The 25,179-nt window shown below is 63.8% G+C and carries 28 protein-coding genes; 18 read left to right on the forward strand and 10 right to left on the reverse strand.

The window, feature by feature from the left end; translation table 11 throughout:
* Positions 1-159: 159 nt before the first annotated feature.
* Entirely contained in the window at positions 160-1,776 is a 1,617-nt protein-coding gene (locus tag KO539_RS29295; RefSeq protein WP_219313831.1) for a hypothetical protein, read from the forward strand.
* A 78-nt stretch (positions 1,777-1,854) separates the two neighbouring features.
* On the opposite strand, the gene KO539_RS29300 is transcribed toward KO539_RS29295, so the two are convergent.
* Entirely contained in the window at positions 1,855-3,219 is a 1,365-nt protein-coding gene (locus KO539_RS29300; protein WP_219313833.1) for an amino acid permease, read from the reverse strand.
* Between the two features lie 153 nt (positions 3,220-3,372).
* Positions 3,373-3,813 (reverse strand): thioesterase family protein, encoded by a 441-nt coding sequence (locus tag KO539_RS29305; protein WP_219313835.1) that lies wholly within the window; start codon positions 3,811-3,813, stop codon positions 3,373-3,375.
* 136 nt (positions 3,814-3,949) lie between these two features.
* Between KO539_RS29305 and KO539_RS29310 the strand changes: the two genes are divergently transcribed.
* Positions 3,950-4,672, forward strand: a complete 723-nt coding sequence (locus KO539_RS29310; protein WP_219313837.1) for a GntR family transcriptional regulator — start codon at positions 3,950-3,952, stop codon at positions 4,670-4,672.
* Positions 4,659-5,426 carry an SDR family NAD(P)-dependent oxidoreductase gene (locus KO539_RS29315; RefSeq protein ID WP_176389919.1) on the forward strand — a complete coding sequence of 256 codons (768 nt, stop codon included), beginning with the start codon at positions 4,659-4,661 and terminating at the stop codon, positions 5,424-5,426. The genes KO539_RS29310 and KO539_RS29315 overlap by 14 nt, the downstream gene beginning before the upstream one ends.
* A gap of 41 nt (positions 5,427-5,467) precedes the next feature.
* On the opposite strand, the gene KO539_RS29320 is transcribed toward KO539_RS29315, so the two are convergent.
* Positions 5,468-5,941, reverse strand: a complete 474-nt coding sequence (locus KO539_RS29320; RefSeq protein WP_116744637.1) for a heme-degrading domain-containing protein — start codon at positions 5,939-5,941, stop codon at positions 5,468-5,470.
* 94 nt (positions 5,942-6,035) lie between these two features.
* On the opposite strand from KO539_RS29320, the gene alkB reads away from it, so the two are divergent.
* The 7 genes from alkB (at position 6,036) to KO539_RS29355 (ending at position 13,292) form a co-directional block, all read left to right on the forward strand.
* Positions 6,036-6,698: a DNA oxidative demethylase AlkB gene (gene alkB, locus KO539_RS29325; protein ID WP_219313839.1), complete on the forward strand. Its 663-nt coding sequence runs from the start codon at positions 6,036-6,038 to the stop codon at positions 6,696-6,698.
* A gap of 89 nt (positions 6,699-6,787) precedes the next feature.
* Complete coding sequence (gene folE2 / locus KO539_RS29330) at positions 6,788-7,699, forward strand: GTP cyclohydrolase FolE2 (protein WP_257626551.1); 912 nt, start codon at positions 6,788-6,790, stop codon at positions 7,697-7,699.
* A gap of 33 nt (positions 7,700-7,732) precedes the next feature.
* Positions 7,733-7,891 carry a hypothetical protein gene (locus tag KO539_RS29335; protein WP_157814607.1) on the forward strand — a complete coding sequence of 53 codons (159 nt, stop codon included), beginning with the start codon at positions 7,733-7,735 and terminating at the stop codon, positions 7,889-7,891.
* Between the two features lie 87 nt (positions 7,892-7,978).
* Positions 7,979-8,797 (forward strand): class D beta-lactamase, encoded by an 819-nt coding sequence (gene blaOXA / locus KO539_RS29340; RefSeq protein WP_219313841.1) that lies wholly within the window; start codon positions 7,979-7,981, stop codon positions 8,795-8,797.
* Positions 8,794-9,189, forward strand: coding sequence for a hypothetical protein (locus KO539_RS29345; protein ID WP_219313843.1), 396 nt, complete (start codon positions 8,794-8,796; stop codon positions 9,187-9,189). Before blaOXA ends, KO539_RS29345 begins: the two co-directional genes overlap by 4 nt.
* A 74-nt stretch (positions 9,190-9,263) precedes the next feature.
* Positions 9,264-11,711, forward strand: a complete 2,448-nt coding sequence (locus KO539_RS29350; protein WP_219313845.1) for a penicillin-binding protein 1A — start codon at positions 9,264-9,266, stop codon at positions 11,709-11,711.
* 39 nt (positions 11,712-11,750) lie between these two features.
* Complete coding sequence (locus KO539_RS29355; RefSeq protein WP_219313847.1) at positions 11,751-13,292, forward strand: cryptochrome/photolyase family protein; 1,542 nt, start codon at positions 11,751-11,753, stop codon at positions 13,290-13,292.
* A gap of 93 nt (positions 13,293-13,385) precedes the next feature.
* On the opposite strand, the gene KO539_RS29360 is transcribed toward KO539_RS29355, so the two are convergent.
* Positions 13,386-13,556, reverse strand: a complete 171-nt coding sequence (locus tag KO539_RS29360; RefSeq protein ID WP_158300136.1) for a hypothetical protein — start codon at positions 13,554-13,556, stop codon at positions 13,386-13,388.
* 532 nt (positions 13,557-14,088) lie between these two features.
* Between KO539_RS29360 and KO539_RS29365 the strand changes: the two genes are divergently transcribed.
* Positions 14,089-14,334: a hypothetical protein gene (locus KO539_RS29365; RefSeq protein WP_035819385.1), complete on the forward strand. Its 246-nt coding sequence runs from the start codon at positions 14,089-14,091 to the stop codon at positions 14,332-14,334.
* Positions 14,335-14,365: 31 nt separating this feature from the next.
* Here KO539_RS29365 and KO539_RS29370 read toward each other — a convergent pair whose 3' ends face one another.
* The 4 genes from KO539_RS29370 to KO539_RS29385 form a co-directional block, all read right to left on the reverse strand.
* Positions 14,366-15,100, reverse strand: a complete 735-nt coding sequence (locus tag KO539_RS29370; protein WP_219313849.1) for a hypothetical protein — start codon at positions 15,098-15,100, stop codon at positions 14,366-14,368.
* Entirely contained in the window at positions 15,097-15,663 is a 567-nt protein-coding gene (locus tag KO539_RS29375) for a hypothetical protein (RefSeq protein WP_219313851.1), read from the reverse strand. The genes KO539_RS29370 and KO539_RS29375 overlap by 4 nt, the downstream gene beginning before the upstream one ends.
* A 79-nt stretch (positions 15,664-15,742) precedes the next feature.
* Positions 15,743-16,030: a putative quinol monooxygenase gene (locus KO539_RS29380; RefSeq protein WP_219313853.1), complete on the reverse strand. Its 288-nt coding sequence runs from the start codon at positions 16,028-16,030 to the stop codon at positions 15,743-15,745.
* Between the two features lie 93 nt (positions 16,031-16,123).
* Positions 16,124-16,696 carry an FMN-dependent NADH-azoreductase gene (locus KO539_RS29385; RefSeq protein WP_219313855.1) on the reverse strand — a complete coding sequence of 191 codons (573 nt, stop codon included), beginning with the start codon at positions 16,694-16,696 and terminating at the stop codon, positions 16,124-16,126.
* Between the two features lie 162 nt (positions 16,697-16,858).
* On the opposite strand from KO539_RS29385, the gene KO539_RS29390 reads away from it, so the two are divergent.
* The gene (locus tag KO539_RS29390; protein WP_219313875.1) at positions 16,859-17,254 is read left to right on the forward strand and encodes a helix-turn-helix domain-containing protein; all 396 of its coding nucleotides are present in this window, start codon (positions 16,859-16,861) and stop codon (positions 17,252-17,254) included.
* A 6-nt stretch (positions 17,255-17,260) separates the two neighbouring features.
* On the opposite strand, the gene KO539_RS29395 is transcribed toward KO539_RS29390, so the two are convergent.
* Complete coding sequence (locus tag KO539_RS29395) at positions 17,261-18,157, reverse strand: LysR family transcriptional regulator (protein WP_219313857.1); 897 nt, start codon at positions 18,155-18,157, stop codon at positions 17,261-17,263.
* Positions 18,158-18,302: 145 nt separating this feature from the next.
* On the opposite strand from KO539_RS29395, the gene KO539_RS29400 reads away from it, so the two are divergent.
* The 6 genes from KO539_RS29400 to KO539_RS29425 all read left to right on the forward strand — a co-directional run bounded on the left by KO539_RS29400 (position 18,303) and on the right by KO539_RS29425 (position 24,549).
* Positions 18,303-19,517, forward strand: a complete 1,215-nt coding sequence (locus tag KO539_RS29400) for a 3-hydroxybenzoate 6-monooxygenase (RefSeq protein WP_219313859.1) — start codon at positions 18,303-18,305, stop codon at positions 19,515-19,517.
* The gene (gene gtdA, locus KO539_RS29405) at positions 19,514-20,566 is read left to right on the forward strand and encodes a gentisate 1,2-dioxygenase (RefSeq protein ID WP_219313861.1); all 1,053 of its coding nucleotides are present in this window, start codon (positions 19,514-19,516) and stop codon (positions 20,564-20,566) included. Before KO539_RS29400 ends, gtdA begins: the two co-directional genes overlap by 4 nt.
* A 97-nt stretch (positions 20,567-20,663) precedes the next feature.
* A complete protein-coding gene (locus KO539_RS29410) occupies positions 20,664-21,371 on the forward strand; it encodes a fumarylacetoacetate hydrolase family protein (protein WP_219313863.1) in 708 nt (235 codons plus the stop codon).
* A gap of 65 nt (positions 21,372-21,436) precedes the next feature.
* Positions 21,437-22,792: an aromatic acid/H+ symport family MFS transporter gene (locus KO539_RS29415; RefSeq protein ID WP_219313865.1), complete on the forward strand. Its 1,356-nt coding sequence runs from the start codon at positions 21,437-21,439 to the stop codon at positions 22,790-22,792.
* Entirely contained in the window at positions 22,789-23,433 is a 645-nt protein-coding gene (gene maiA, locus KO539_RS29420; RefSeq protein ID WP_219313867.1) for a maleylacetoacetate isomerase, read from the forward strand. The genes KO539_RS29415 and maiA overlap by 4 nt, the downstream gene beginning before the upstream one ends.
* 24 nt (positions 23,434-23,457) lie before the next feature.
* Positions 23,458-24,549, forward strand: a complete 1,092-nt coding sequence (locus KO539_RS29425) for a porin (protein WP_219313869.1) — start codon at positions 23,458-23,460, stop codon at positions 24,547-24,549.
* Positions 24,550-24,558: 9 nt separating this feature from the next.
* Here KO539_RS29425 and KO539_RS29430 read toward each other — a convergent pair.
* On the reverse strand, positions 24,559-25,179 hold a 621-nt coding region (locus KO539_RS29430; RefSeq protein ID WP_219313871.1), incomplete at its 5' end, for a TolC family protein.

Genomic DNA, 25,179 nt, shown 5'->3' on the forward strand with positions numbered 1-25,179 from the left:
TTGTCGTTTCTTGCCGTTAATGCAGTATTGCCATGCAGTACTTGCCATCACGCCAGATAACGTGACGCCAGGTTTGCCTGGCGCCAGGTGATTGCAAAAAAACTAACCATATCGAACTTTTATGATGCCTCTTCTCTCCATTTGCAAGGTGACAGCGCCATGACCTCCATTTCTCCACTGTCCAGCTGGAATAGCGCCCCGTCACGGGCCTCCGCCACCACGTCGAACCGCACGGAGGCGCCGGCGCCCGCATCCACGCCGTCCGTCATCGTCGCGCTCAGCCCGGAGAGCGTGAACGACGGCAAGCCGGCAGCGTTCGTGAAAGCGCCCTTGGTGTGGGAAAGCACGACGCGCGACAAGGTCAGCGAGGCGATGACGAAGAGTTTCTCGTCGTACGCGTTTGGCGGCCGCTTCAGCGGCCTGGGCGCGGCCATGCTGGGACAGGCCAAGCTGGGAAACTATAATTTCTCGCAGGCGATGCGGCAGCCGCCGCCAAGCACCACGCCGAATATCTATGGCGCATCCGGCATCGCGCCCGGCAGCCTGCATGGCAATGGCGAAGACCGGGTGTCCCTCAGCATCACCACCAAGAGCGGCGTCGAGGTCAAGCTGTCGCTCGACAGCCAGGGCGACGGTCTGGCCGTGAACATGACGACCAGCGGCGACCTCAGCGACGCTGAAGCGCGCGCCCTGGGCGAGCTGGCGAAGGGTTTCCAGGAAGCCATCGACGGCATGGGAGAAAGTACGCCGAAAATCAAGCTGGAAGGCTTGATGCAGTTCGACCAGCAGGTGCTCGAGTCGGTGAAGCTGCATGCGGAAGTGAAGGTGCGCGGCGAGCCGGAAAGTGTTCAAACCCTCGATTTCCAGGCTGATGGCGCGCAGCGCAAGGTCAGCTTCAGCGGCTTGGCCGGCAGCGTCGATCTGAAGGTCGACGCCAGCCAGCTCAATACCCTGGGCAGCAAGGAGCGCCAAGCCAAGGCGCTGGACAGTTATATGAAGCAGTTCGACCAGGCGGCGTCGCGCGGCCATGGCGACGCGGGCCTGGTGTCCATGCTCAAGGATAGCTTCACTGCCTTGCACAGCAACGCCGCCGCGCCGCAAGTGGCCACGGACAGTCCCGCGACGGGCAAGTGGCGCCTGGCGGCCGAGGACAAGTCCATCCTGACGGGACTGGCCGATTTCAGCGCCTCCGTGTCGCAAACCGTGAAATTCAGCAATCCCATGCGCAGTGCGGAAAGGGATGGCTTCAATTATGAAGTGTCGCAGAAGACGGAGCAGGCCGGCGCCAGCCAGGACGAGCGGTCGATCCGGCAGCAGCAGCAATCGAAGCTGAGCGCCAGCTTCCATGAAACGCTCGTCCCCGGCGTGCCGCTGCGCCTGCTGGACAATACGGAATCGCAGAACTACACCTATCACCAGATCGAGGATACGGCCAGCAGCGATGCGCAAGTGGCGTACAAGGATGGCAAGATGGTCAAGGCGAGCTTGCGGCAGGAGGGCAACCAGTCCGAGCGCGTCATGAAGTATTTCCTGGGCAAGCTGGAATCGGACAAGACCACGCCAGGCAACTATTCCGTGCTGCGCGACTTGCTGCCCGTGCTGGGGCCTTACAAGACGGACGAGCTGGGCATGACTCCAGAGAAAAAGGCGGAGCAGCGCCAGCAGGCGATGCTGACCTTGAGCGACGACGTGCTGCTGCAGTCGTATGCGGGCATGACCATCAGCATGTGGCGAGCCGATGTGCTGCCGGAAGAGAGTGGGGCCGCCACGGCGTAAAACCGGCAGCCTCCAATGTCAAAAGCCCGTCTGCGAAGACGGGCTTTTTGTTTGCCGATTGCAAAATACGGCGCAAGCCTATGCCTTGGCCTTGCTTTGCTTGATCCAGTAACCGACGCCCAGCGCGGCGAGCCACACGGGTATCAGGTAGACGGAAATGCGCAGGCCCGGCGTCAGGTACATGATCACCAGGATGCCTGCCAGGAACACCAGGCACAGGTAGTTGGTGAACGGGTAGCCCAGGCTCTGGAACAAGGTCGTCTTGCCTTCGATTTTTTTCTGCGCGCGGAAGCGCAAATGGATCCAGCTGATCATGGCCCAGTTGATGATCAGCGCCGACACGACGAGGCCCATCAACACTTCGAACGCTTCGCCCGGCATGAAGTAATTGACCACCACGCAGGCGCCAGTGGCCAGGGCCGATACGCCCAGCGCCACCAGCGGCACGCCGCGGCGGTTCAGGTGCAGCAGCGCGCGCGGCGCATTGCCTTGCTTGGCCAGGCCGAACAGCATGCGCGTGTTGCAGTACACGCCGCTGTTGTAGACGGACAGGGCGGCCGTCAACACCACCACGTTCAGGGCCGTGGCCACCAGGTTGCTGTCGAGCGCATGGAAGATCAGGACGAAGGGGCTGCCGCCGGTGACGACGTTTTGCCACGGGTACAGCGACAGCAAGATGCCCAGCGCGCCGATGTAGAAAATCAGGATGCGGTAGATGGCCTGGTTGGTGGCGCGCGGAATCGTCGTGCTCGGATCATCCGCCTCGGCCGCCGTGATGCCGACCAGTTCCAGGCCGCCGAACGAGAACATGATGACGGCCATGGCCATCACCAGCCCCTGCCAGCCATTCGGGAAGAAGCCGCCGTGCTGCCACAGGTTGGCCACCGAGGCTTGCGGGCCCGCGTCGCCGGAAGCGAGCAGGTATGCGCCGAAGACGATCATGCCGATGATGGCGACTACCTTGATCAGGGCGAACCAGAATTCCATCTCGCCGAAGGCCTTCACATTGAGCAGGCTGATGGCGTTGATGACGCAAAAGAAGATCAGCGCCGAGACCCAGGTGGGCACGCCGGGCCACCAGTACTGCACGTAGATGCCGACGGCCGTCAGTTCGGCCATGCTGACGAGCACATACAGCACCCAGTAATTCCAGCCCGACAGGAAGCCGGGCAGGTGGCCGCAGTATTTGTCGGCGAAATAGCTGAAAGAGCCGGCGACGGGTTCGTCGACCACCATCTCGCCCAGCTGGCGCATGATCAAAAAGGCGATGACGCCGGCGATGCCGTAGCCCAGCAGAACCGAGGGGCCGGCCATCTTGATGGTTTGCGCGATGCCCAGAAACAGGCCGGTGCCGATGGCGCCGCCCAGGGCGATGAGCTGGATGTGGCGGCTTTTCAGGCCGCGCTTGAGCTCTTGTGGTTCGGTATTCCCGACTGCCGTCATATGTTTTATCCTGTTTTTACGGGGCTGAGGTCGCTGATTCTAAAGCATGCACGGGCAAATCAGGAGCGAAATGCATGTTGCACTGCGGAGGCGCAAGAAAAGCCCCGCATCTTCGCCGAACGGCGCGCAAAACGGCGGCCCAGGCGTCCGCTTTTACGCGCCCGCCGCGACGATGGCTGGTTCGTACACGGCCAGAAACTCGGGCGGCAGGCGGCGCGCGCGCCCGCTGCTCAATTCGATGCAGATCAAGTCCCAGCGTCCACGCACGACGGTGGCGCCGTCGCTGTCGCGGATCAGCTGGAAGCGCCGTTCCATGCTGGAGCGGCCATCGCTGGCGCACAGCCAGGTGGCCAGGGTCAGCGCTTCGCCGGCCCGCGTCGGCAGCAGGTAGTCGTATTCGCCGCGGCGTATCGCCATGGCCCGGTCCAGGCGCCGGTAGTCGTCGAGGCCCAGCCCCAGGGTGGCCGAATGGTGCCAGGCGATATGCTCGCACCAGCGCACGTAGACGGCGTTATTCGTGTGCTGCAAGCCATCGATGTCGCCCGCTTCGGGCGTGACGGGCAGGGTATGGGCGTGCGGATAATCCCAGTTCAAAGGCATTCCTTTCGAGACGGTGGCGGCTGATTGTACGGCCTGGCGGCGCTTGCTGTCTTCGGCGCACGCAGGGAAAAACACTGTTTTTCACATTGATGTATGATGCATCATAATTTTTCAACGATCAAACACACGCATGAACCATCAATTGGACAGTCTGGTGCACGTCAATCTGGGCAAGTCCGTGTATGCCATGCTGCGCGAAGCGCTGGCGGGCGGGCGCTTCCAGCCGAATGACCGGTTGCGCATCCGCGAGCTGGCGCTGCAGCTGGGCACGAGCGTCACGCCCGTGCGCGACGCCATGCTGCAGCTGGTGCAGGAAGAGGCGCTGGTGCTGCGCTCGCCCCGTGACTTCCGCGTGCCCGTGCTGAGCGTGGCGCGCTACCTGGAAATCCGCGCGCTGCGCCTGGAACTGGAAGGCCTGGGCGCGTTCGAAGCGGCGCAGCGCATCGACGACGCTACCCTGGCCGACCTGGAGCGCCTGCTGCAGGCGAATGAAGAGGCCATCGCGCGGCACGACCTGGCGGCGGCCCTGCAATGCAACCAGGCGTTTCACCTGGGCCTGGCGCAGGCGGCCGGCATGCCGACCTTGAAACGCTTCGTCGACCATTTGTGGATGCAGACGGCGCCCCTGATCGCCGCCGGCTACGCCAGCTTTTCGCCCGACATGCGGGTGGGCCACCACCACGCCATCATCAGCGCGCTGCGCCAGCGCGACGGCGCGGCCGCGCGGCGCGCCATCGAACAGGACATTCTCGACGGCGGCACGCAGATGCTGGCCTATGTCATGCGCCAGGAGCGCATCCACGCCGGCGCAAGCGAACAAGAACAGAACGAGGAAGAACATGACGCACATTGAGCACAAGACTGAACAGAAAAGTGAACAGAAAACCGCCATCGTCACGGGCGCCAGCCGCGGCATCGGCCACGCCGTCGCGGAACGCTTCCGCAGCCTGGGCTGGCGGGTCATCACCGTCTCGCGCAGCCCGATTCCCGGCGGTTGCCCGCGCAGCCAGGAGCACAACACGCATGTGTGCATGGATTTGTCGGACCTGAGCCAGATCGGGCAGATGGTCGAGACCCTGCGCCCCATGCTGGGCGACTCGAAACTGCACGCCCTGGTCAACAATGCGGGCGTGTCGCCGAAGGGGCCGGGCGGCTCGCGCGTCAATTCGCTGACCACCGACATGCAGACGTGGCAGGAAATGTACAACACCAACTTTTTTGCGCCGCTGGCGCTGACGCGCGGCTTCGCGCAGGAATTGTCGAACGCGCACGGCGCCGTGGTGAACCTGTGCTCGATCGCCGGCTACCGTGTGCACCCGTTTGCCGGCTCGGCCTACGCCAGTTCGAAGGCGGCGCTGGCGTCGCTGACGCGCGAAATGGCCAACGACATGGCGCCGCTGAACGTGCGCGTCAACGCCATCGCACCGGGCGAGATCGACACGGCCATCCTGTCGCCTGGCACCTCGCACATCGTCGACACGCAAATTCCGTTGCGCCGTCTGGGCACGACGGCCGAAGTGGCCGATTTGGTGGAGTTCCTGTGCAGCGAGCGCGCCTCGTACATCACGGGCGCGGAAATTCCCATCGACGGCGGCCAGCGCATTTAGAGCCTGTCCCGGTAGCTGGCGCGGATGGCGCCTGCGAGGCGTCAGTGCGCGTCCAGCTGCGCCTGCAGCGCGGCCACCACCAGCGCGTGGTCGTCCGCCTGCGCCAGGCCGGAAACGGTGACGGTGCCGACCAGTCCAACGCCGCGTATCAGCAGGGGAAAGGCGCCGCCGTGGCCCGCGTACTCGATGTCATCGAGGTATTTCACGTCTTCGAAGGTGCTGCCGCGGCTTTTATACGAGATGCCCATGTAATAGGAACTGCGGCAAAAGCGCTGCACCGTATTGTTCTTGCGGCGTATCCAGTCCGCCTGGTCCGCCGTGGCGCCCGTCATGGCGTGGTGGAATAGCACTTGGCCATTGCGCGTGATGTTGACGGTGACGGCCTTGCCCCGCTTGCGCACTTCTTCGACGATCCACAGGCCCACGGCCAGCGCGGCGTCGTTGTCGAAGCGTTCGAATTGCAGGGATTCTTCCTGCTGCGCCAGGGTTTGCAGCAAATCGGCGTAATGATCCATCGTCAGGGAGTCGGGTAGTGGCTGGAAGCGCTACTGTAGCGCACCATGGGGCGGCCGCGCGCGCTTTTTCCATGGCGCGGCTAAAATAGGCGGCATGAACCTGTCCCTGTTCGCCGATGAAGAACAAGTCCCGGCCGGCCCCGTGCCGCTGGTGCCGGGCTCGTGCGCGTCCGTCCTGCTGCGCGCTTTCGCGCTGCCTTACCTGGACGAGCTGCTGCCGGCGCTGGACGCCATCGTGCTGGCCGCGCCCCTGCGCCACATGGCCACGCCGGGCGGCTTGCGCATGTCGGTTGCCATGAGCAATTGCGGCCCCCTGGGCTGGGTCACGGATGGACGCGGCTACCGCTATGCGCGGCGCGATCCGGACAGCGGTCTTCCCTGGCCGCCGATGCCGCCCGTGTTCCTGCGCCTGGCGCAGGCGGCGGCGCAGGCGGCCGGCTATCCGGGCTTTGTTCCCGACGCCTGCCTGCTTAACCGCTATGCGCCCGGCGCGCGCATGGCCCTGCACCAGGACCGCGATGAATGCGATTTCACCGCGCCCATCGTCTCCGTCTCGCTGGGGCTGCCCGCCACCTTCCTGTTCGGCGGAGCCGAGCGGGCCGACAAGGCGGCGCGCATCGGCCTGCTGCACGGCGACGTGGTGGTGTGGGGCGGCGCCGACCGCCTGCGCTTTCACGGCGTGGCGCCGCTGAAGGAAGGTGAACATGCCGTACTGGGCCCGCAGCGCATCAATCTGACGTTTCGCAAGGCCAGTTGAGCCGTCAATACGCGCATTAATGCAAGTTGCTTGCAAATGCGGGAATTTTTCTTCATGATATGCAACTTGTTTGCATATGGAGTCATCCCATGAAGCGCGATTCGATTTCCTCGCCCCTGCCTGACGTGGCGGCCGGCCCCCATCTGGGCAGCCCCCTGCCGCTCGAGTGGGTCGGCATGCAGGGCATCGCCTTGCCCCTGTGGCTGGAAGAGGGCGGGCAGGCGCAGCAAGTGCATGCCTGGGCCGACGTGCAGGTCGACTTGCCCGACCCGCACGTCAAGGGCATCCACATGTCGCGCCTGTATCTGCTGCTCGATGCGTTTGCCGCCGCGCAGCCGCTCGATGCGGGTGCGCTGGCCGCCGTGCTGCGGCGCATGGTGGACAGTCACGCCGATTGCGGCAGCACGCAGGCGCGCATGGCGCTGGCGTTTCCCCTGCTGCGGCGCCAGCCGGCGCTGCTGACGGCGGGGCTGTCGGGCTGGAAATCGTACCCCGTGCGCCTGCAGGCCAGCTGCTCGCCGCAGGGCTTTGCGCTATCCCTGACGGTGGAGATCGGCTACTCGTCGACTTGCCCGTGTTCGGCGGCGCTGTCGCGGCAACTGCTCGCCGACGCCTTTGCTGCGCAGTTCGGCGCGGGCGCCATCGACGGTGCGGCCGCGCGCGCCTGGCTGCAGGAACACGCGAGCCTGGCCACGCCGCACAGCCAGCGCAGCACGGCGACGGTCACCGTGCTCTTGACGGAACAGGCGGAGCTGGAGCTGTTCCCCCTGATCGACCTGGTGGAAGCGGCGCTGGCGACGCCGCTGCAGACGGCCGTGAAACGGGCGGACGAACAGGCGTTCGCGCGCCTGAATGGTGCTAACCTGATGTATGTGGAAGACGCGGCCCGCCGCGTGCAGGCGGTGCTGGCGCCACGCCATCCGCAGGCGCGTGTTACCGTACGGCATATGGAAAGCCTGCATCCGCACGATGCCATGGCGCAGGCGGGCAAGCTTGCCTGAGCTTTTCACTCAACCACCGTGAAGGAGGACAGCATGCCGGAGAAAATCGAGCGGGAAGTCAATGATGACAGCCTGGAAGCGGAGCTGGAACGCGAACGGCGCGAGCATGCGCTGATCGACGAGGAAAAGCTGGGCATGGACGAGCTGGAAGAGGAGCGGCTGAAGCGGGAACGCCAGCCGGGCGGTCACTAACGTCAAGGCAATGTTATCAGCGCTGGCATCGCGCCGTGCTGCCCGGTACAATTTCGCTTTGTCCTTCTCCCCCAACCCCGGAGGCCCATGAAATATCGCGCATTGTTCCAGTTTATCCTCGGCCTGACGGCCGCCACCCTGGCCGCTTCGCAGGCCCGGGCCGCCACCATCTGCACGGCCATGGCCGATGCCAAAACGGGCGCCGTCTTGCTGCAAGAGGGCAATTGCCTCGACAGAGTCACCCCCGCATCCACGTTCAAGATCGCGCTCAGCCTGATGGGCTATGACGCCGGCTTCCTCAAGGACGAACACAAGCCGGCCCTGCCGTACCGCCAGGGCTACGTGGACTGGGGCGGCGAAGCCTGGCGCCAGGATACGGACCCGTCGCGCTGGATGCAGTATTCCGTCGTCTGGTATTCGCAGCAGATCACGCAGGCGCTGGGCGCCGACCGCTTCCAGAAATACGCGAAGGCTTTGCGCTATGGCAATGCGGATGTCACGGGCGATCCGGGCAAGGACAACAGCCTGGAGCGCTCGTGGATCAGTTCTTCGCTGAAAATCTCTCCGCTGGAACAGCTGGGGTTCTTGCGCAAGCTGGTCAATTACCAGCTGCCCGTGACGAAACAGGCGATGGAAGCAACGCAGCGCCTGACCCGCCTGGCGGACGTGGGCGGCTGGCAAGTGCATGGCAAGACGGGCGCGGCCTTCCCGCGCAAGGCCGACGGCAGCTTTGACGAAGCGCATGGCTACGGCTGGTTCGTGGGCTGGGCCAGCAAGGGCGAGCGCAGCATCGTCTTTGCGCGCCTGGTGCAGGACGAGCAGAAAGGCCAGCAGTCCGCAGGCTTGCGCACGCGCGACGCCATGTTGAAGGAATTGCCGGCCATGCTGGAGCAGGCGCAGAAGTGACGGCCAGCATCGTTGCCGCCACCTTCATCGCCACCGATGGCGACTACCTGGAAGCCATCATCGAGGTGGATGGCCAGCGCCTGCACGTGATGGACGAGTTTGGCGGCGCGCAGATGGCCGCCGGCACGCACGTCCAGCTCGAACTGTGGCCCATGGCCAGCGAACTTGACGACTGGGACGCCATCTTCCGCGCCAACCCGGGTGAAGAAAAGCGCTTGCAGCGCCTTGATGGCTGGCGCTATCTGGCGCTGGGCGTCGTGACCCAGGTCGATCCCGTCATCTGCGATTGCGGCCTGCTGCAACTTGAAAACCCGTTTACGACGCATGACGCGCGTTGCGTGGGCGCCTATGTCGGCGTCACCCTGGCGCGCCTCGATGCTTGCCTGGCGTAAATTCCGGCCCGCTTTGTTGCCCGCCCTATATACTTGCTGAAACGGATTTCCCGGCATCAGACAAGGTTACAAGCATGGCATCAGGCATGGAGCAGTTTCAGGAAAAAGCACGGCAGGCATGGACATGGGCGCGCGCGCAAGCCTTGCGCGTGGCGGGAGTGGTGTGGACAAAGGCGGTGGCGCTGTACCGGCGTGGCCACGCGCACCTGATGACCCTGCCGCCCGTACGGCGCGCGCTGGTGCTGGGGCTATGGTCTTTCCTGGCCGTGCTGGCGCTGCTGACCATGTACATGCTGTTGCTGATTCCCCTCACGCCCAGCATCCACGACTTGCGCCAGGCGCGCGCGGCCGCGCCGAGCACCATGGTCAGCGCCGATGGCGAGGAGCTGGCCCGCTTCGACCAGGGCTTGCAGGAACGGGTCACCTTGAAGCAGATTTCGCCGAACGTGATCAGCGCCTTGATCTCGACGGAAGACCACCGCTTCTATGACCACCACGGCATCGATTTTACGCGCACGGCGGGCGCCGTCTTGCACACCGCAAGCGGCAACCCCCAGGGCGGTTCCACCATCACGCAGCAACTGGCGCGCAATATGTTTCCCGAGGAAATCGGCCGTTCGCGCAACCTGAACCGCAAGCTGAAAGAGCTGATCACGGCCCTGAAAATCGAGGCCACCTACAGCAAGACGGAAATTCTGGAAGCCTACCTGAATACGGTACCCTTCCTGTACAACACTTACGGCATCGAAATGGCGGCCCGCACCTACTTCGACAAGCCCGCCTCGCGCCTCGACATCCTGGAAAGCGCCACCCTGGTCGGCATGCTCAAGGGCACGAATTACTACAATCCGGTCGGCAATCCCGAGCGTTCCCTGCAGCGCCGCAACGTGGTGCTGGGCCAGATGCGCAAGCATGACGTCATCGACGAGGCGCGCTATAAACAGTTGATCAAGCGTCCGCTGCGCCTGCATTTCGAGCGCCAGAGCGAGCGGGCGCAATCGGACAGCCATTTCACGGCCTATGTGCGCAAGTGGCTGATCGAGTGGGCCGACGAGAACGACTACAACCTGGAGCGCGACGGCTTGATTGTGCACACCACGCTCGATCATGACTTGCAACAGGCGGCCGAGCGCGCCGTCGAGCGCCAGGCGAATGCCCTGCAGGCGATCGCCGACGTGGAATGGAGCCGCGCCGGTGTGCCGTCGTCCACCTCGACGGGCATGTACGCGGGCATGCAGGGCGGCAGCGTGGCCTTCGATTATTTCTGGAAATCGCATCCTGGCTTGCTCGACAGCTTTGTGCGCGAGTCGGGCGACTACCGCAAGCTGACGGCGGCCGGCGGCACGCCCGAGGCAGCCTTGGCGCAACTGAAGGGCGACCGCGCCTTCATGGCGGCCCTGCGCAAGTCGAAGACGCGCCTGGAAGCGGGCTTTACGGCCATGGACCCGGCCACGGGCGCCGTGCGCGCCTGGGTGGGCAGCCGCGACTTTGCGCGCGAACAGTTCGACCACGTGTCGCAGGCGGCGCGCCAGCCTGGCTCGACCTTCAAGCCCATCGTGTATGGCGCGGCGCTGGAAAAGGGTTTAAGTCCCGAGCACGTCTACCGCGATGAAGTGATGGATATCAAGGCGGCCGATGGCACCAAATGGCGCCCGACGGACATGAGCGGCACGACGGGGCGCGACATGACCATGCGCGACGGCCTCGTGTATTCGAAAAACACCATCACGGCGCAAGTGATGCAGGACGTGGGCTTGCCGCCGATCATCAAGCTGGCGCGCGCGCTCGGCATTCGCGACAGCAAGCTGGAAAAAGTGCCGTCGCTGGCGCTGGGCACCAGTCCCGTCACCTTGCTGGAAATGGTCAACGCCTACGCCAGCATCGCGGCCCAGGGCGAGGCGCGCCTGCCGTTTGTCGTCACGCACATCACCGACCGCGAAGGCAAGGTCATCGCCCGCTTCGGCGAAGACAAGCCCAAGCGCGCCATGCAGGAAGCATCGGCCGCCACCCTGACGGACATGATGCGCGGCGTGATCGACCGCGGCACGGGCACGGCCATCCGCAGCCGCTTCGGCATCCGTTCCGACGTGGCCGGCAAGAGCGGCACCACGCAAAACAATGCGGACGGCTGGTTTATCCTGATGCACCCGGAACTGGTGGGCGGCGCCTGGGTCGGCTTCAATGACGCGCGCGTCACCATGCGCAGCAATTACTGGGGCCAGGGCGGCCACAACGCCGTGCTGGTGGTGGGCGACTTCTTCAAGACGGCGCTGGACACGGGCAAGCTGTCGCGCGATGCCATCTTCCCCGGCGGCAAGCCACCTCCGCCGCTGCGTCACGTGGAGCCGGTCGACGAGCCCGAGGATGAACCGGTGGAAGAGCCGGGTGACATGCTGCAAGAAGGCGCGCCGCAGGCGCCGCTGGCCATGCCGCCCGAAGGCGAGGGCGGGCAGGAGTCGCATGGCAAGGCGGTGCAGGAGGCGGCGCCTGCTCCCGCGGCGCAGCCGGTGCCGCAAGGATAAGCGCGGCCATGGCGATTTCAACCATTGCAAAGAATAATCATGACCTCACCGAAGCCCACGCTGCGCCTGATACTCGGTGACCAGCTCAATGCGCGGCATCGCTGGTTCACCGAGCTTGATGGCGCCACCATCTATGTCTTGATGGAGGTGCGGCAAGAAACCGATTATGTGCTGCATCATGCGCAGAAAATCCTGGCGATCTTCGCTGCCATGCGCGAGCTGGCGCGCCATTTGCGCCAGCTCGGCCACACTGTGCATTACATCGCCATCGACGACGTGGAAAGCACGCTGTCGATACCGGAGAATATCGAAGCGCTGATACGCCACTATGACGCCGCCGCCTTCGAATACCAGGCGCCCGACGAGTGGCGCCTCGACCAGCAGCTGTACCAGGCCGGGCGCCGTTCGCGCATACCATGGCTGATGGTCGACAGCGACCATTTCTACACGGCCCGCCACGAGGCTGCCGATATTTTCGCCGGACGCAAGCAGTGGCTGATGGAGTTTTTCTACCGCCAGATGCGCAGCACGCATCAGGTGCTGATGGAAGACGCGAAAAAGCCCGTCGGCGGCCAGTGGAACTTCGACCACGATAACCGCAAGCCCTGGCGCGGCACGCCCGCCGAGCCGCAGGATCCGCGCACCGTGCATGACCATTCTTTGCTATGGCAAAGCATCGTCGCCGCAGGCGTGAAGAGCTTCGGCGCGCCGCATGCCGAGCGGCTGGCGTGGGCGCTGAACCGGGATGAAGCGCTGCAGCAGCTCGATGCCTTCATCGAGCGGGCCTTGCCGCATTTTGGCGACTTCCAGGATGCGATGAGCGTCAAGGCCTGGCGCTTGTTTCATTCCCTGCTGTCGTTCGCGCTGAACGTGAAAATGCTCAACCCGCGCGAAGTCGTCGCCAGGGCGCAAGCGGCTTATCAGGCCGGCCATGCGCCGCTGGCCGCAGCCGAGGGTTTTATACGCCAGATACTGGGATGGCGCGAATATGTGCGCGGCGTGTATTGGGCCCATATGCCTGGGTATGCCGAGAAGAATTTCTTTGGCCATGCGCGCCCGCTGCCGGCATGGTTTTGGGATGGCAAGACGAAGATGCATTGCCTGTCGCAGGCGATCACCCAGTCGCTGGAACAGGCGCATGCGCATCACATCCAGCGCCTGATGGTGATCGGCAATTTCGCGCTGCTGGCCGGCCTTGATCCTGCCAAGGTGCATGGCTGGTACCTGGGCATTTATATCGATGCCTTCGAGTGGGTAGAACTGCCCAACACCGTCGGCATGAGCCAGTTCGCCGATGGCGGGCTGCTGGCCACCAAGCCGTATGTCTCCAGCGCCGCGTATATCGACCGCATGGGCGATTATTGCAAGGGCTGCCATTACGATAAAAAGGCGCGCATCGGCGAGCGCGCCTGTCCCTTCAATGCCCTGTACTGGGATTTTTTCCATCGCAACGCGGACACATTGGAACGCAATCCCCGCATAGGCATGGCGTATCGCCAGCTGGAGAAGATGGACGAGGCGGCAATCGCCGATTTCAAGGAACAGGCGCGCAAGATGCTGGCAAACCTCGATGCCTTGTAATACCCCGCTTATGGCAAGGCATTGCGCCTCAAGCCCGCTTCCTGCACGGTGGCAACCCAACTGGAAAAGTGCCGCGTGGGGCCGGCAGTCTGCTTACCATTTGGGCTCACGTGACCAGCGTAGCACTGTTGCAAGCCTGATCTTCACCGTATAGTCCTCTCCCGTTTCATGCTCCAGCCACAGGATGCCGTCTTCGATGCTGACCCAGGCATCGACTATACGCGTGTCGAACGGCATCGCCGTGTCTTTGATATCAATCTTCATCCTTCCAGACTCAACATTGAGCGACCTTAATACCCGCGTCGTTCGCTGCGTAAACTCGATGACGTATGAAGTGTTTCTTTTTTTTACCATCCGGAATGCTCACCCAAAATGCTTTGAATATCTTTTAAATATTACTATATAAAAATTTTCTCTAGCGCACGAAGGAATCGCTCGTCTGTTAAAAATTTCACTGGGAAATTTATATTATTCTAAATAAAATAAATTCCAGATGGGAATTAATGTTTCTTGTGGTTGGTAAATTATTTCCCAATGGAATATTAATTTTATATTTTTACAATTCCATGCCTGCTACATTATCTGAGTTGATATAAGTCAATGTTTTTTGTGTATTGATTTTAGAATATATTCTTACTGCTAGGATATGGGGGCAGCAGTGGTTCAGTGAGTGATGTCTGCTTGAAGAAATAAAAATACTTGGTACTGGAAAAGGATCAATCAAGGCGGTCTGTCGAATTGCGGCAGGCTGAAGCGGGAGCATACGGTGCTTGTCCCATACTTGACATGAATTTACATGGTAAATAAAAATTACATCGGTGGGCTCGCGCAGGTGGCGCTTGATCATCCCAGGCGGATCGATGCATTGATGGCACAAAAAATAGATGTGGCGATTATTTTCCAGGAAATGCTTGGCACCGCCGTGGCAGCCAAATATTTGCACACAAATGGCGTGCCGCTATCTGTCGCATTGCGTGTATTGGTATGCGAGCGCAGAAAAGACCCGTCGCCGCCAAAAATGATCGGAATTGAAAAAGGGTAGTTCCATTGCGCCCGTCCAGGCTGCCTGCGTGTCAGACCGTATTGCGCCGCAAGCCCGCTTCCCGCACGAATACTTGCAGCGCCGGCATGGTCTGCTGGTGCAGCGTTTTCAGTTCCGCTCGCAGCGCGGGCGTGATGGCCAGGTTGCCGTTCGCTTCCTTGCGCACGGGCAGGCCCAGCGCCTGCGCCATTTCCACCGGGTAATTCGTGAAGTCGCCATACGGCCGCTTGCCGTCCACGGACGGGGTGGGCCAATAGCCTTCGGCCAGGTAGTCTTCCGCCGCCATGCCCAGCATTTCCAGCGACATCCACGACTGTTGCCGCAGCAGTGTCAGATGCTGCCCGGTCAGGGCGAAGGGCGCCTTGCCGTTGGCATAGCTGCCTGGCTTCAGGTCGGCCATCTGCACGAAGTGGGGCAGCAGCAGCGCCGCTTCCATCAGGCGCTGCGCGGCCAGCGCCGCATCCTTGCTGGCGATGGCCTGCATGGCCAGTTGCAGGGTGTCGCCCTTGCCCAGCGGGTAGGCCGGATTGAGCATGGGCGCGCCATTTTCCACAGGCGACCAGCCGATGTTGAAGTGCCGTATCAGCGCCAGATGCTGCACATTGAGTATTTTCGGCAGCGGAGCGTCGAGGGTGGCCAGGATGCGCTGATGCACGGCGCTGGGCAGGTCCTTGTCTGCCGCGCGTGCAAGCACGGGCGAACACAGCAGGACGCCGGCGAGGCGCAGCAGCTGGCGCCGCAGGGGCTGGATCAGGCGCGGCATCATGGTGCCGTCAAGTCCTGGCGCTGGAACTCGATGCGGTTTTCCTGATAGTCCCACTTGGTGTAGGGCCCGAACACGCGCCGGTTTTCCTTGCTGTCGGCATTCGACAGTTCGCGCTTCATGCGGCCTACCAAAGCGGGATCCGTGAGCGGTGCCGTCGTGGCGGCGAACACGTCGTGCCGCACGCTCTGTTTGGCGTCGGCGCCGCGCGAGATGATGGTGAGCTTGCGTGAGGCGGGATCGAAGTACACGCGCATGGCAAAGGTATTCATGTCCTGCAGATACAGGCCGTCGTCGCGCTGCTGGGCATAGAAGTAATCGCCGCAGACTGCCTTCGGCTCGCGTTTCCACTCGCACGACAGGGCGATCAGCAGGTGCCGCTCGTCGAGTTGCTTGACCGAAATGCGTCCTTTGGCGTATCCCCAGGTGCTGGCCGGCACGGTTGCCGACGAGGCAAGATTGTATTCGCCCACCAGCTTGGTCAGGGGAGCTTGCGCCGAGGCGCAAGCGCAAATTGTCAGGGCGGCTGCCGCTACGGCGCCGCGTATGCAGGAAAATGGAGTCATGATGGCCATAAAGAAAAGTTGCCATATTATAGATGGCAACTTGCCAAGATGGCCGCGCGCTTGCGCGGCGCGCCGGCTGTTACTTCAGCTTGCTCAATTCCGCGATGTCGATGTTGACGACCTTGTCGCCCACGGCGGCGACCAGCGTCTTGAAGTGCGGTGTCGCTTCATGCGCCGTGTGGGCGGCCTTGTCGGTCCATTCTTCCAGCATGATGAAGCGCGTGGGTATCTTGTTGTCGAGGTGCAGTTCGTAGCGCAGGCAGCCGCTTTCCGCGCGGCTCGGTGCCACGACGGCTTCGAGGGCGGCGCGCACGGCGTCGATATGTTGGGCTTGGGCATCGATGGTGGCGACGATGATCAGGGTCATGGAGGTCCTTGTGGTTGGGGTGCCAGCAGCTTAGCGCATCTGGCGCTTCCTTGCCGGCTGCACCGCGACGGCTTGCGGCGCAGCCGGCACTCCTTACGCGGCTTGCAGCGCCCCGATCTGCTCGAAGGCCCCCGCCAAGGCTTGCTCTCTGGCTGCGTCGCTGACCTTGACGCCTTCGGCGCGCACGATCTCGATTTGCGTAATGCCGAGGAAGCCGAGGAAGGCGCGCAGATGGCTTTCCTGGTGTTCCAGGGCCGCCATCGGCGTGTCGGCGCCGTAATAGCCGCCGCGCGTCGAGGCGATGATCACGCGCTTGCTGCCCAATAAACCTTCGGGGCCGCTGGCGCCGTACTGGAAGGTTTTGCCGGGCACGGCCAGCGCATCGAGCCACGATTTGAGCTGGCTGGGGATGGCGAAGTTGTACATGGGCGCGCCGATGACGATGACGTCGGCGGCCAGCACTTGCTCCAGCGCGCCGGCCAGCGCTGCGCCGTCGGCGGCGCTGGGGGCTGCCGTAAATTGCGGCAACGGTTGCGCGGCCAGGTCATGATACTGGACGGTGGCGCCGGGCGCGGCCGCTTGCAGGCGGGCGACGATGGCGGCGGACAATTGGCGGCTGAGGGAATGCTCGACGAGGATGCTCGAATCGATGTGCAGGATGTTCATGTGTGCCTTCTTGGGTGGTATGATCGGGTGGTATGTTTTTGTAACCGAGTTAAATATAGTGACTATCAAATGAACGCACAAGAAGGCACTTTTTCCACACTGGGGCACACGGATGTGACTATGGGCGACGCCGCCGCGCAAGGAGCGGAGCTGGAACGGCGCATGCGCGACGAGGGCGGCCATGCGGGCGTGGCCGCTTCCTGCCGCCCGATCACGGATATCCTCACGCGCGTGGGCGACAAATGGAGCGTGATGGTAGTGATATTGCTCGGCAATGGCACCAAGCGCTTCAACGAGATGCGCCGCCTGATCGGCGGCATCTCACAGCGCATGCTGACGTTGACCCTGCGCGGGCTGGAGCGCGACGGCCTCGTGACGCGCACCGTATTTCCCACCGTGCCGCCGCGCGTCGACTACGCCCTGACGGACCTGGGGCGTTCGCTATTGATCCCCATCAGCGCGCTGGGCGCCTGGGCCCATGGCCACCGCGACGCCATCGATGCGGCGCGGCTGGCGTTTGACGCCCGGACGGCGAACCAGTTGCTGTCCGGCGACTAAATCACTTCAAGCCGCCCCAAACAGCTGCGCCATCGTCTGGCGCAGCCAGCGGTTCGACGCATCTTCATGGTAGCGCTCGTGCCAGTGCTGCTTGACTGAAAAGCTGGGCAGTTGCACGGGCAGGGGCAGGATGCGGAACGCTTCATGGTCCTGCATCTGCAGCGCATAGCGGTACGGCACCGTCACGATGTACTCGGTTTCGGCGACGATGCGCGATACACCGAGGAAACTGGGCAGTTTCAGCACGATGCGCCGCTGCACGCCAGCCGTCGCGAGTACTTTTTCCACGATGGAATGGCCCGTGCCCGAGCTTTTCACTTCGATATGCCCCTCCTGCAGGAATTCTTCCACCGTCATCGTGTCGCGGATGCGCGGGTGGCTGCTGGCCACCAGGCAGACAAAGTGCTGGTCGAACAGTTTTTGTTGATAAAACCCCGATTCCAGGTGCGGCATGAAGCCCACGGCCAGGTCCACTTCGCCTCCCTCCAGGCGCGCCGGCGTGTCGGTGGCGATCTTCGACACGTCCAAGGTGATGCCGGGCCCGATCTGCTGCAGATGGTTGAGCAGGGTGGGCAGCAGCACGATTTCACTGATGTCCGTCATGCAGATGGCAAATTCGCGCGTGCTGGCGACCGGGTCGAACACGGGCTGGTCGGCCAGCGCATGCTGCCAGGCGGCAATCGCGGCGCGCACGTCCTGCACGGCATTCTGCGCGCGTGGCGTCGGCTCCATGCCTTTCGAGGTGCGCGCGAACAGGCGATCGCCGAAATGCGTGCGCAGCTTGCCCAGGCCGATGCTTACCGTCGATTGCGGCAAGCCCAGGTTTTCCGCCGCGCGCGTCACATTGCGGCTTTTATAGATCTCGTCAAAGATGAACAGCAGTTCGATATCGAAGCGCGACATGGGCAGCACCATTATTTAAAAACTTGATTGTAGCTATTGTATTCCATCGCTTTACCAAATATTGACCTGTCGGCACACTGTTTGCCATACCAAGAGCACGGCAAACGTGCATCGCGCAAGCACACAGATCAATTGGAGGAAAGAAATGGAAGCTATCCACAAACCGTCGGTATTGATTGTCGGCGGCGGCATTGGCGGCATGGCCGCCGCGCTGTCCCTGTCGCGCCTGGGGCTGGCCGTCACCGTGCTGGAACAGGCCTCGACCCTGGGCGAGATCGGCGCCGGCATCCAGCTGGCGCCCAACGCCTTCGCCGCGCTCGACGCGCTGGGCGTAGGTGAATGCACACGCGCCAAGGCCGTGTTCACGGAACGCCTGGTGATGATGGACGCCGTCGACGCCACGGAAGTGGGCACCTTCGTCGTCGATGCCGCCTTCCGCGAACGCTTCGCCAATCCCTACGCAGTGATCCACCGCGCCGACATCCACGGCGCCATCCTCGACGCCGTGCGCACTTCGCCGCTGATCACCTTTGTCACCTCGTCGCACGTAAGCAGCGTGGAGGAAGATGCGGACGGCGTCACCGTGCTCGATGCGGCGGGGCGCAGCTTCCGCGCCGATGCGCTGATCGGCTGCGATGGCGTCAAGTCCGTCATCCGCGAGCGCATCGTCGGCGACCAGGTCCGCGTTTCCGGCCACGTGGTGTACCGCGCCGTGGTGCCGGCCGCCGACATGCCGGCCGACTTGCGCTGGAATGCGCCCGTCGTCTGGGCCGGGCCAAACTGCCACCTCGTGCACTACCCGCTGCGCAGTGGCGAGCAATACAACCTGGTGGTGACCTTCCACAGCCGCGAGCAGGAACAGTGGAGCGTCACGGACGGCAGCAAGGAAGAAGTGCTGTCCTACTTCGATGGCGTCCACGATCAGCCGCGCCAGCTGCTGCACAAGCCGACCAGCTGGAAACGCTGGAGCACGGCCGACCGCGATCCCGTCGCCAACTGGAGCACCAAGCGCATGACTTTGCTGGGTGACTCGGCCCATCCGATGCTGCAATACCTGGCGCAGGGCGCCTGCATGGCGCTGGAAGACGCCGTCACCCTGGGCGAAGCCGTGCGCGCCTGCGACTTCGACATGGCTGCCGCCTTCCAGCTGTACCAGCGTTCGCGCATCGCCCGCACGGCGAGGGTCGTGCTGTCGGCCCGCGAGATGGGCCGTTTGTACCACGCCAAGGGTGTCGAACGCATGGTGCGCAATGACCTGTGGCGCGGCCGCACGCCCGCGCAATTCTATGAGGCGCTGGCCTGGCTGTATGGCTGGACGGCGCGCACCTGTCTGGCCACCACCGAGAAGGAGGCAGCATGACTTCCCATCAAACGCCCGCACGCGAAGCTTTATATGCAGCCTTGAGCGGCATGCATCTGTCGCCGCTGTGGCAATCCTTGCACACCCTCGTGCCGCCCTATCCGACGGCGCCGTATGCCCCGGCACTGTGGCGTTACGCCGACATCGCGCCGCAACTGGCGCGCGCCGGCGAAGTCATCACCGCCCACGAAGCCGTGCGCAGGGTCCTCGTGCTGGAAAACCCCGCCTTGCCGGGGCGTTCGTCGATCACGCAATCGCTGTACGCGGGCCTGCAGCTGATTTTGCCGGGCGAAGTGGCGCCCTCGCACCGCCACAGCCAGTCCGCGTTGCGCTTTGTGATCGAAGGGCAGGGCGCCTACACGACGGTGGCGGGTGAGCGCACCACCATGCACCCGGGTGACTTCATCATCACGCCGTCTTGGACCTGGCATGACCATGGCAACCTGGGTATCGACGGCGTCTGCGAGCCGGTGGTGTGGCTCGATGGCCTCGACATTCCCATGCTGCGCTATTTCGACTCGGGTTTCGCGGAAAACGACACAGAAGACAGCCAGACCGTCAGCCGTCCGGAAGGCCAGAGCTTCGCCCGCTACGGCTACAACATGGCACCCGTCAAGTCGCTGCATCAGGGCGCCACCTCGCCCATCTTCAATTACCCGTATGCCCGCTCGCGCGAAGCGCTGGACCTGCTGTCGCGCACGGACGCCATCGACGACTGGCAAGGCTACAAGCTCAAATACGTGAACCCGCTGACGGGCGGCTCGCCCATGCCCACCATGGCCACCTTCATGCAGCTGCTGCCGAAAGGGTTTGCCGGCAAGCGCGCACGCAGCACGGATGGCACCGTCTACAGCGTCGTCGAAGGCCACGGCAAGGTGACGATAGACGCGCAGGTGTTTGACTTCGCCCCGCGCGACACCTTCGTCGTGCCATCGTGGGCCCTTGTCTCCTTCGACTGCCCGCAGGACGACGTCGTGCTGTTCAGTTTTTCCGACCGCCCCGTGCAGCAAGCGATGGGCGTGCTGCGCGAGCAGTTTTTGACCGATTGAACCATTTTTTGCCCACCCCGTGAAGAGCCGGGGTCGGACCCTGAGGGTCCGACCCCAGTCCTTGCCTTGGGGTTAAGACCATCAACAGGAACCCACAATGACCAACTTCATCTTCGCCCCCCAAGCCATCGCCGGCCTGCCCATCGTCGGCAGCGACAGCCAGTTTCCCGTGCGCCGCATCTACTGCGTGGGCCGCAACTACGCCGCCCATGCGCGCGAAATGGGCTTCGATCCCGACCGCGAACCGCCATTCTTCTTCTGCAAGCCGAATGACGAGCAGTCCGTCGTGCCCGTGCCGCCCGGCGTGACGGCCACCGTGCCGTATCCGGCGCAGACGTTGAACTACCACCACGAGATCGAACTGGTGGTCGCCATCGGCAAGGGCGGCAAGGACATCGCCCTGGAGGACGCGGCGTCGCACATCTTCGGCTACGGCGTGGGCCTGGACATGACGCGGCGCGACCTGCAGATGCGCATGCGCGAACAGGGGCGGCCATGGGAAATCGGCAAGGCCTTCGACTATTCGGCACCCATCGGCGCGCTCACGCCGATGGCCGACAGCGGCGAAATCACCACGGGCGCCATCGTGCTGGAAGTCGACGGCAAGGTCGTGCAGACGAGCGACCTGACGCACCTGATCTGGTCCGTCAATGAAGTCATCGCCAATCTGTCGACCCTGTTCGAGCTGCAGCCGGGCGACATCATCATGACGGGCACGCCCGAAGGCGTGGGCGCCGTCAGCAGCGGTCAGACGATGGAAGCGCGCATCGCCGGCCTGACGCCGATCACCGTTGCCGTCAAGTAAAAGCACCGGGCCAGCGCGGCACAGATTGCGCAGCCCAAGCGAACAATAACAATGGAGACAAGACAATGACTACCCACGCCGGCACCGACGTCCAGCACTTCTTCGACAGCCACCCGTTTTCCCGCTACCAGAAGCTGATCCTCTGGCTATGCTTTTTGATCGTCGCCATCGACGGTTTCGACACGGCCTCGATCGGCTTCATCGCTCCGGCCATCCGCGCCGAGTGGGGCTTGACCCCAGCCGCGCTGGCGCCCCTGTTCGGCGCCGGCCTGTTTGGCCTGATGGCGGGATCGTTTTTGTTCGGGCCCCTGGCCGACCGCTATGGCCGGCGTCCCGTGCTGATCGTCTCCGTGGCCTTTTTCGGCGCGGCCAGCCTGCTGTCAGCCTGGTCGACGGATCTGACCATGCTGCTGGTGCTGCGCTTTTTGACTGGCCTGGGCCTCGGTGGCGCCATGCCCACATCGGTGACCATGACGTCCGAATACTGCCCGCAGCAGCGCCGTTCCGGCCTCGTGACCATGATGTTCTGCGGCTTTACCATCGGTTCCGCGCTGGGCGGCCTGGCATCGGCGCAGCTGCTGCACCTGATCGGCTGGCGCGGCGTGCTGGTGCTGGGCGGCGCCTTGCCGTTGCTGCTGGTGCCCGTGCTGCTGCTGGCGCTGCCGGAATCCTTGCGCTGGCTGGTCTTGAAGGGGCGCGATGGCAGCGAGACCATCATGCGCCGCATCGCGCCCACCCTGGCCGCCTTGCCGCGCCTCGTCGTCAGCGATAAAAAACTCGCCGGCTCGCCGATGGCGGAACTGTTCCGCCCCGGCGTGATTGGCGGCACCTTGCTGCTGTGGTCCACGTTCTTCATGAGTTTATTGATCATCTATCTGCTGTCGAGCTGGATGCCGACTTTGCTCAACGGTAATGGCCTGTCCCTGTCGAACGCTTCGCTCGTGACGATGATGTTCCAGGTGGGCGGCACCGTCGGCGCCATCCTGCTCGGTCGCTGGATGGACCGCTACAGCCCGCATAAAGTACTGAGCATCGCCTACCTTGCCGCCGCCGGCTGCATCATCGTCGTGGCCCTGTCGGGCAGCAGCCTGGCCTTGCTGGTGCTGGCCGTCTTTGGCGTGGGTTTTGGCGTCAGTGGTTCGCAAGTGGGCGCCAATGCGCTGGCCGCCGCGTTTTACCCGACGTCGAGCCGCGCCACGGGCGTCAGCTGGGCGGCGGCCGTGGGGCGCAGCGGCTCCGTGCTCGGCTCCATGGCCGGTGGCCTGATGCTGACCCTGAAACTCGATAACGAAACCATCTTCTTTTTGCTGGCCATCCCTGCCGTGCTGGCGTCCCTGGCCCTGCTGGCCATGGGCCGCCTGATGCGCACCCGCAGTGGCTCCAGCAGCGTTCCCGCTACCCTGAAAGAGAGCACCGTATGAAATTGCATGGCTATTACCGCAGCTCCGCGTCCTACCGCGTGCGCATCGCGCTGAACCTGAAACACCTCGCTGTCGACACGGCTTACGTGCACCTGAGCCGCAATGGCGGCGAACAGTTCACGCCGGCGTTTTCCAGCCTGAACCCGCAGCATCTGCTGCCCGTGCTGGAGGACGGCGGCGCCGTGCTGACCCAATCCCTGGCCATCATCGAGTACCTGGACGAGACGCAGGCAGGCCATCAGCTGCTGCCAGCCGATGCCCTGGGGCGCGCCCGCGTGCGCCAGCTGGCCATGGTGTGCGCCTGCGACATCCATCCGCTCAACAACCTGCGCGTCCTCAATTACCTGACGGGGCCTTTGGCCCTGTCGCAGGAACAGAAGAATACGTGGTACCAGCACTGGACGCATCTCGGCTTAGCCGCGCTGGAAGCGGAACTGGCAAATAGTCCCCACACGGGAACGTTCTGCCATGGCGACACGCCGACCCTGGCCGATTGCTGCCTGGTGCCGCAGGTCTACAACGCGCTTCGCTTCCAGTGCGATCTGGCGCCGTATCCCACGATACGCCGCATCGTTGCACACTGCGAGGCGCTGCCCGCGTTCCGCGAAGCGCACCCGGATACACAGCCCGACGCCGAATAAATAATTACAAAAACGGAGACAAGCATGAAAAAAATCAAGGCCATCACCATGGCGCTGCTGGGCGCGTGCGCCTGCAGCACCGCCTATGCGCAAGGCAGCGTCACCCTGTACGGAGTGCTCGACAGCTCGCTGGCCTACACGACGAATGCCAATGCGGCCGGCGACAGCGTCACCAAGATGCCCACCTTGACGGGTGCATTGCCATCGCGTTTCGGCTTCAAGGGAGTGGAAGACCTGGGAGGCGGCTTGCAGGCGATCTTCGCGCTGGAATCGGGTTTCGGCGTCGATACGGGCGTCGCGGGGCAGGGCGGGCGACTGTTCGGCCGCCAGTCGTGGGTGGGCCTGAAGGGCCGCTATGGCAGCGTGATGCTGGGGCGGCAGATGAACATGTCGTTCTGGGCCACGCAAAAGTCCGACATCATAGGGCCGGCCCTGTTTTCCATCAGCAGCCTCGATTTGTACCTGCCGAATGCGCGCAGCGACAACGCCATCGGTTACCTGGGCACGTTTTCCGACGTGACCGTGGGCGCCACCTACAGCCTGGGGCGCGATGCCTCGGCGGCGGGCGGTCCGGCCGCCACGGGCTGCGCGGGCGAAGTGGCGGGCAATGCGAAAGCTTGCCGCCAGATTACCGCCTTGCTGGGCTACGACACGGGCCGCTACGGCGCCACGGCGTCGTACGACATCCTGTACGGTAACGCGGGAGCGGCCAACGGCCTCACGTCGAGCCGCCACTTCGACCGCCGCGTGATCGCCAGCGCTTATGCCATGGTCGGTCAGTTAAAGCTGGGCGGCGGCATCATCGACCGCACCATCCGCGCCGCCACGGGCCCTGTCGACTCGCAGTTGCTGTATTTCGGTGCCGCCTGGCCCGTCGCGCCCGCGCTGGTGCTCGATGGCCAGGTCGCCAAACTGGCCGTCAAGGATAGCCCGAACGATGCCACCCTGGCCACCGCGCGCCTGACCTATCATTTATCCAAACGCACGGCCATCTACGGCGCCATCGGCCGCATGGACAATGATGGCGCGGCGGCCGTGGCGCTGGACGCGGGCGGCACGGTGGGCGCCGGGCGTACGCAGAATGGCGTGATGGCGGGTGTGCGCCATTTCTTCTGACGACCTTTTTTACCGGGCTGCCACCACCTCGGCTCCCGCCTGCGGTGCCTGCCAGCCGCCGCCCAGCGCCCGGTAAGTGGCGACAGCGGCGCGCGCCGATGCCGTTTGCGCCTGCGTACGCGCGTCCGCTGCGCGCAGCAGCCTCGTGTCGGCTTGCAGCACATCGAGCCGGCTGACCACGCCTTTCTCGTAGGCGGCCAGCGAGGCGGCGCGGGCGCGCTCAAACGCTTGCACGCTTTGCTCCAGCAATGTGGCCTGTTCTTCGTGGCGCAGCAGGGCCGAGCCGGCGTTTTCCACGTCTTCGACGGCATGCAGCGCCGCGAGCCGGTAGGCCGCCAGCAGTTCGGCTTCCTGGCCGCGGGAAGCTTCGATCTGCGCGTCGATGCGGCTGAAATCGAACAGGCGCCAGCGCATGCCCAGCATGCCGGCGGCCTGGCCGGAGCCGCTGCCGAACAGGGCGCCGCCGGCCGTGGCGCTGCCAAACAGCGCGCCCAGGCTCAGTTTCGGGTAGTACTCGGCGACGGCCGCGCCGGTGCGCGCGCTGGCGGCGGCCAGACGCCGTTCGGCGGCGATCAGGTCGGGCCGGCGCCGCAACAATTCGCCCGGCGCGCCGCCGGCCGTGATGCGCGG

The sequence above is a fragment of the Janthinobacterium sp. NKUCC06_STL genome (assembly GCF_019345455.1).
GTDB classification, from domain to species: Bacteria; Pseudomonadota; Gammaproteobacteria; order Burkholderiales; family Burkholderiaceae_D; genus Janthinobacterium; species Janthinobacterium rivuli.

Bases quoted from the DNA above. Each gene is read 5' to 3' on its own strand.
- KO539_RS29385 (WP_219313855.1), bottom strand. From the start codon at position 16,696: ATGAACATCCTGCACATCGATTCGAGCATCCTCGTCGAGCATTCCCTC.
- alkB (WP_219313839.1), top strand. From the start codon at position 6,036: ATGAACCTGTCCCTGTTCGCCGATGAAGAACAAGTCCCGGCCGGCCCC.
- KO539_RS29425 (WP_219313869.1), top strand. From the start codon at position 23,458: ATGAAAAAAATCAAGGCCATCACCATGGCGCTGCTGGGCGCGTGCGCC.
- KO539_RS29370 (WP_219313849.1), bottom strand. From the start codon at position 15,100: ATGATGCCGCGCCTGATCCAGCCCCTGCGGCGCCAGCTGCTGCGCCTC.
- KO539_RS29375 (WP_219313851.1), bottom strand. From the start codon at position 15,663: ATGACTCCATTTTCCTGCATACGCGGCGCCGTAGCGGCAGCCGCCCTG.
- gtdA (WP_219313861.1), top strand. From the start codon at position 19,514: ATGACTTCCCATCAAACGCCCGCACGCGAAGCTTTATATGCAGCCTTG.
- KO539_RS29310 (WP_219313837.1), top strand. From the start codon at position 3,950: ATGAACCATCAATTGGACAGTCTGGTGCACGTCAATCTGGGCAAGTCC.
- KO539_RS29320 (WP_116744637.1), bottom strand. From the start codon at position 5,941: ATGGATCATTACGCCGATTTGCTGCAAACCCTGGCGCAGCAGGAAGAA.
- folE2 (WP_257626551.1), top strand. From the start codon at position 6,788: ATGAAGCGCGATTCGATTTCCTCGCCCCTGCCTGACGTGGCGGCCGGC.
- KO539_RS29360 (WP_158300136.1), bottom strand. From the start codon at position 13,556: ATGAAGATTGATATCAAAGACACGGCGATGCCGTTCGACACGCGTATA.
- KO539_RS29380 (WP_219313853.1), bottom strand. From the start codon at position 16,030: ATGACCCTGATCATCGTCGCCACCATCGATGCCCAAGCCCAACATATC.
- KO539_RS29390 (WP_219313875.1), top strand. From the start codon at position 16,859: ATGCGCGACGAGGGCGGCCATGCGGGCGTGGCCGCTTCCTGCCGCCCG.
- KO539_RS29365 (WP_035819385.1), top strand. From the start codon at position 14,089: ATGGTAAATAAAAATTACATCGGTGGGCTCGCGCAGGTGGCGCTTGAT.
- KO539_RS29350 (WP_219313845.1), top strand. From the start codon at position 9,264: ATGGCATCAGGCATGGAGCAGTTTCAGGAAAAAGCACGGCAGGCATGG.
- KO539_RS29355 (WP_219313847.1), top strand. From the start codon at position 11,751: ATGACCTCACCGAAGCCCACGCTGCGCCTGATACTCGGTGACCAGCTC.
- KO539_RS29300 (WP_219313833.1), bottom strand. From the start codon at position 3,219: ATGACGGCAGTCGGGAATACCGAACCACAAGAGCTCAAGCGCGGCCTG.
- KO539_RS29415 (WP_219313865.1), top strand. From the start codon at position 21,437: ATGACTACCCACGCCGGCACCGACGTCCAGCACTTCTTCGACAGCCAC.
- KO539_RS29400 (WP_219313859.1), top strand. From the start codon at position 18,303: ATGGAAGCTATCCACAAACCGTCGGTATTGATTGTCGGCGGCGGCATT.
- blaOXA (WP_219313841.1), top strand. From the start codon at position 7,979: ATGAAATATCGCGCATTGTTCCAGTTTATCCTCGGCCTGACGGCCGCC.
- KO539_RS29410 (WP_219313863.1), top strand. From the start codon at position 20,664: ATGACCAACTTCATCTTCGCCCCCCAAGCCATCGCCGGCCTGCCCATC.
- maiA (WP_219313867.1), top strand. From the start codon at position 22,789: ATGAAATTGCATGGCTATTACCGCAGCTCCGCGTCCTACCGCGTGCGC.
- KO539_RS29315 (WP_176389919.1), top strand. From the start codon at position 4,659: ATGACGCACATTGAGCACAAGACTGAACAGAAAAGTGAACAGAAAACC.
- KO539_RS29395 (WP_219313857.1), bottom strand. From the start codon at position 18,157: ATGTCGCGCTTCGATATCGAACTGCTGTTCATCTTTGACGAGATCTAT.
- KO539_RS29335 (WP_157814607.1), top strand. From the start codon at position 7,733: ATGCCGGAGAAAATCGAGCGGGAAGTCAATGATGACAGCCTGGAAGCG.
- KO539_RS29295 (WP_219313831.1), top strand. From the start codon at position 160: ATGACCTCCATTTCTCCACTGTCCAGCTGGAATAGCGCCCCGTCACGG.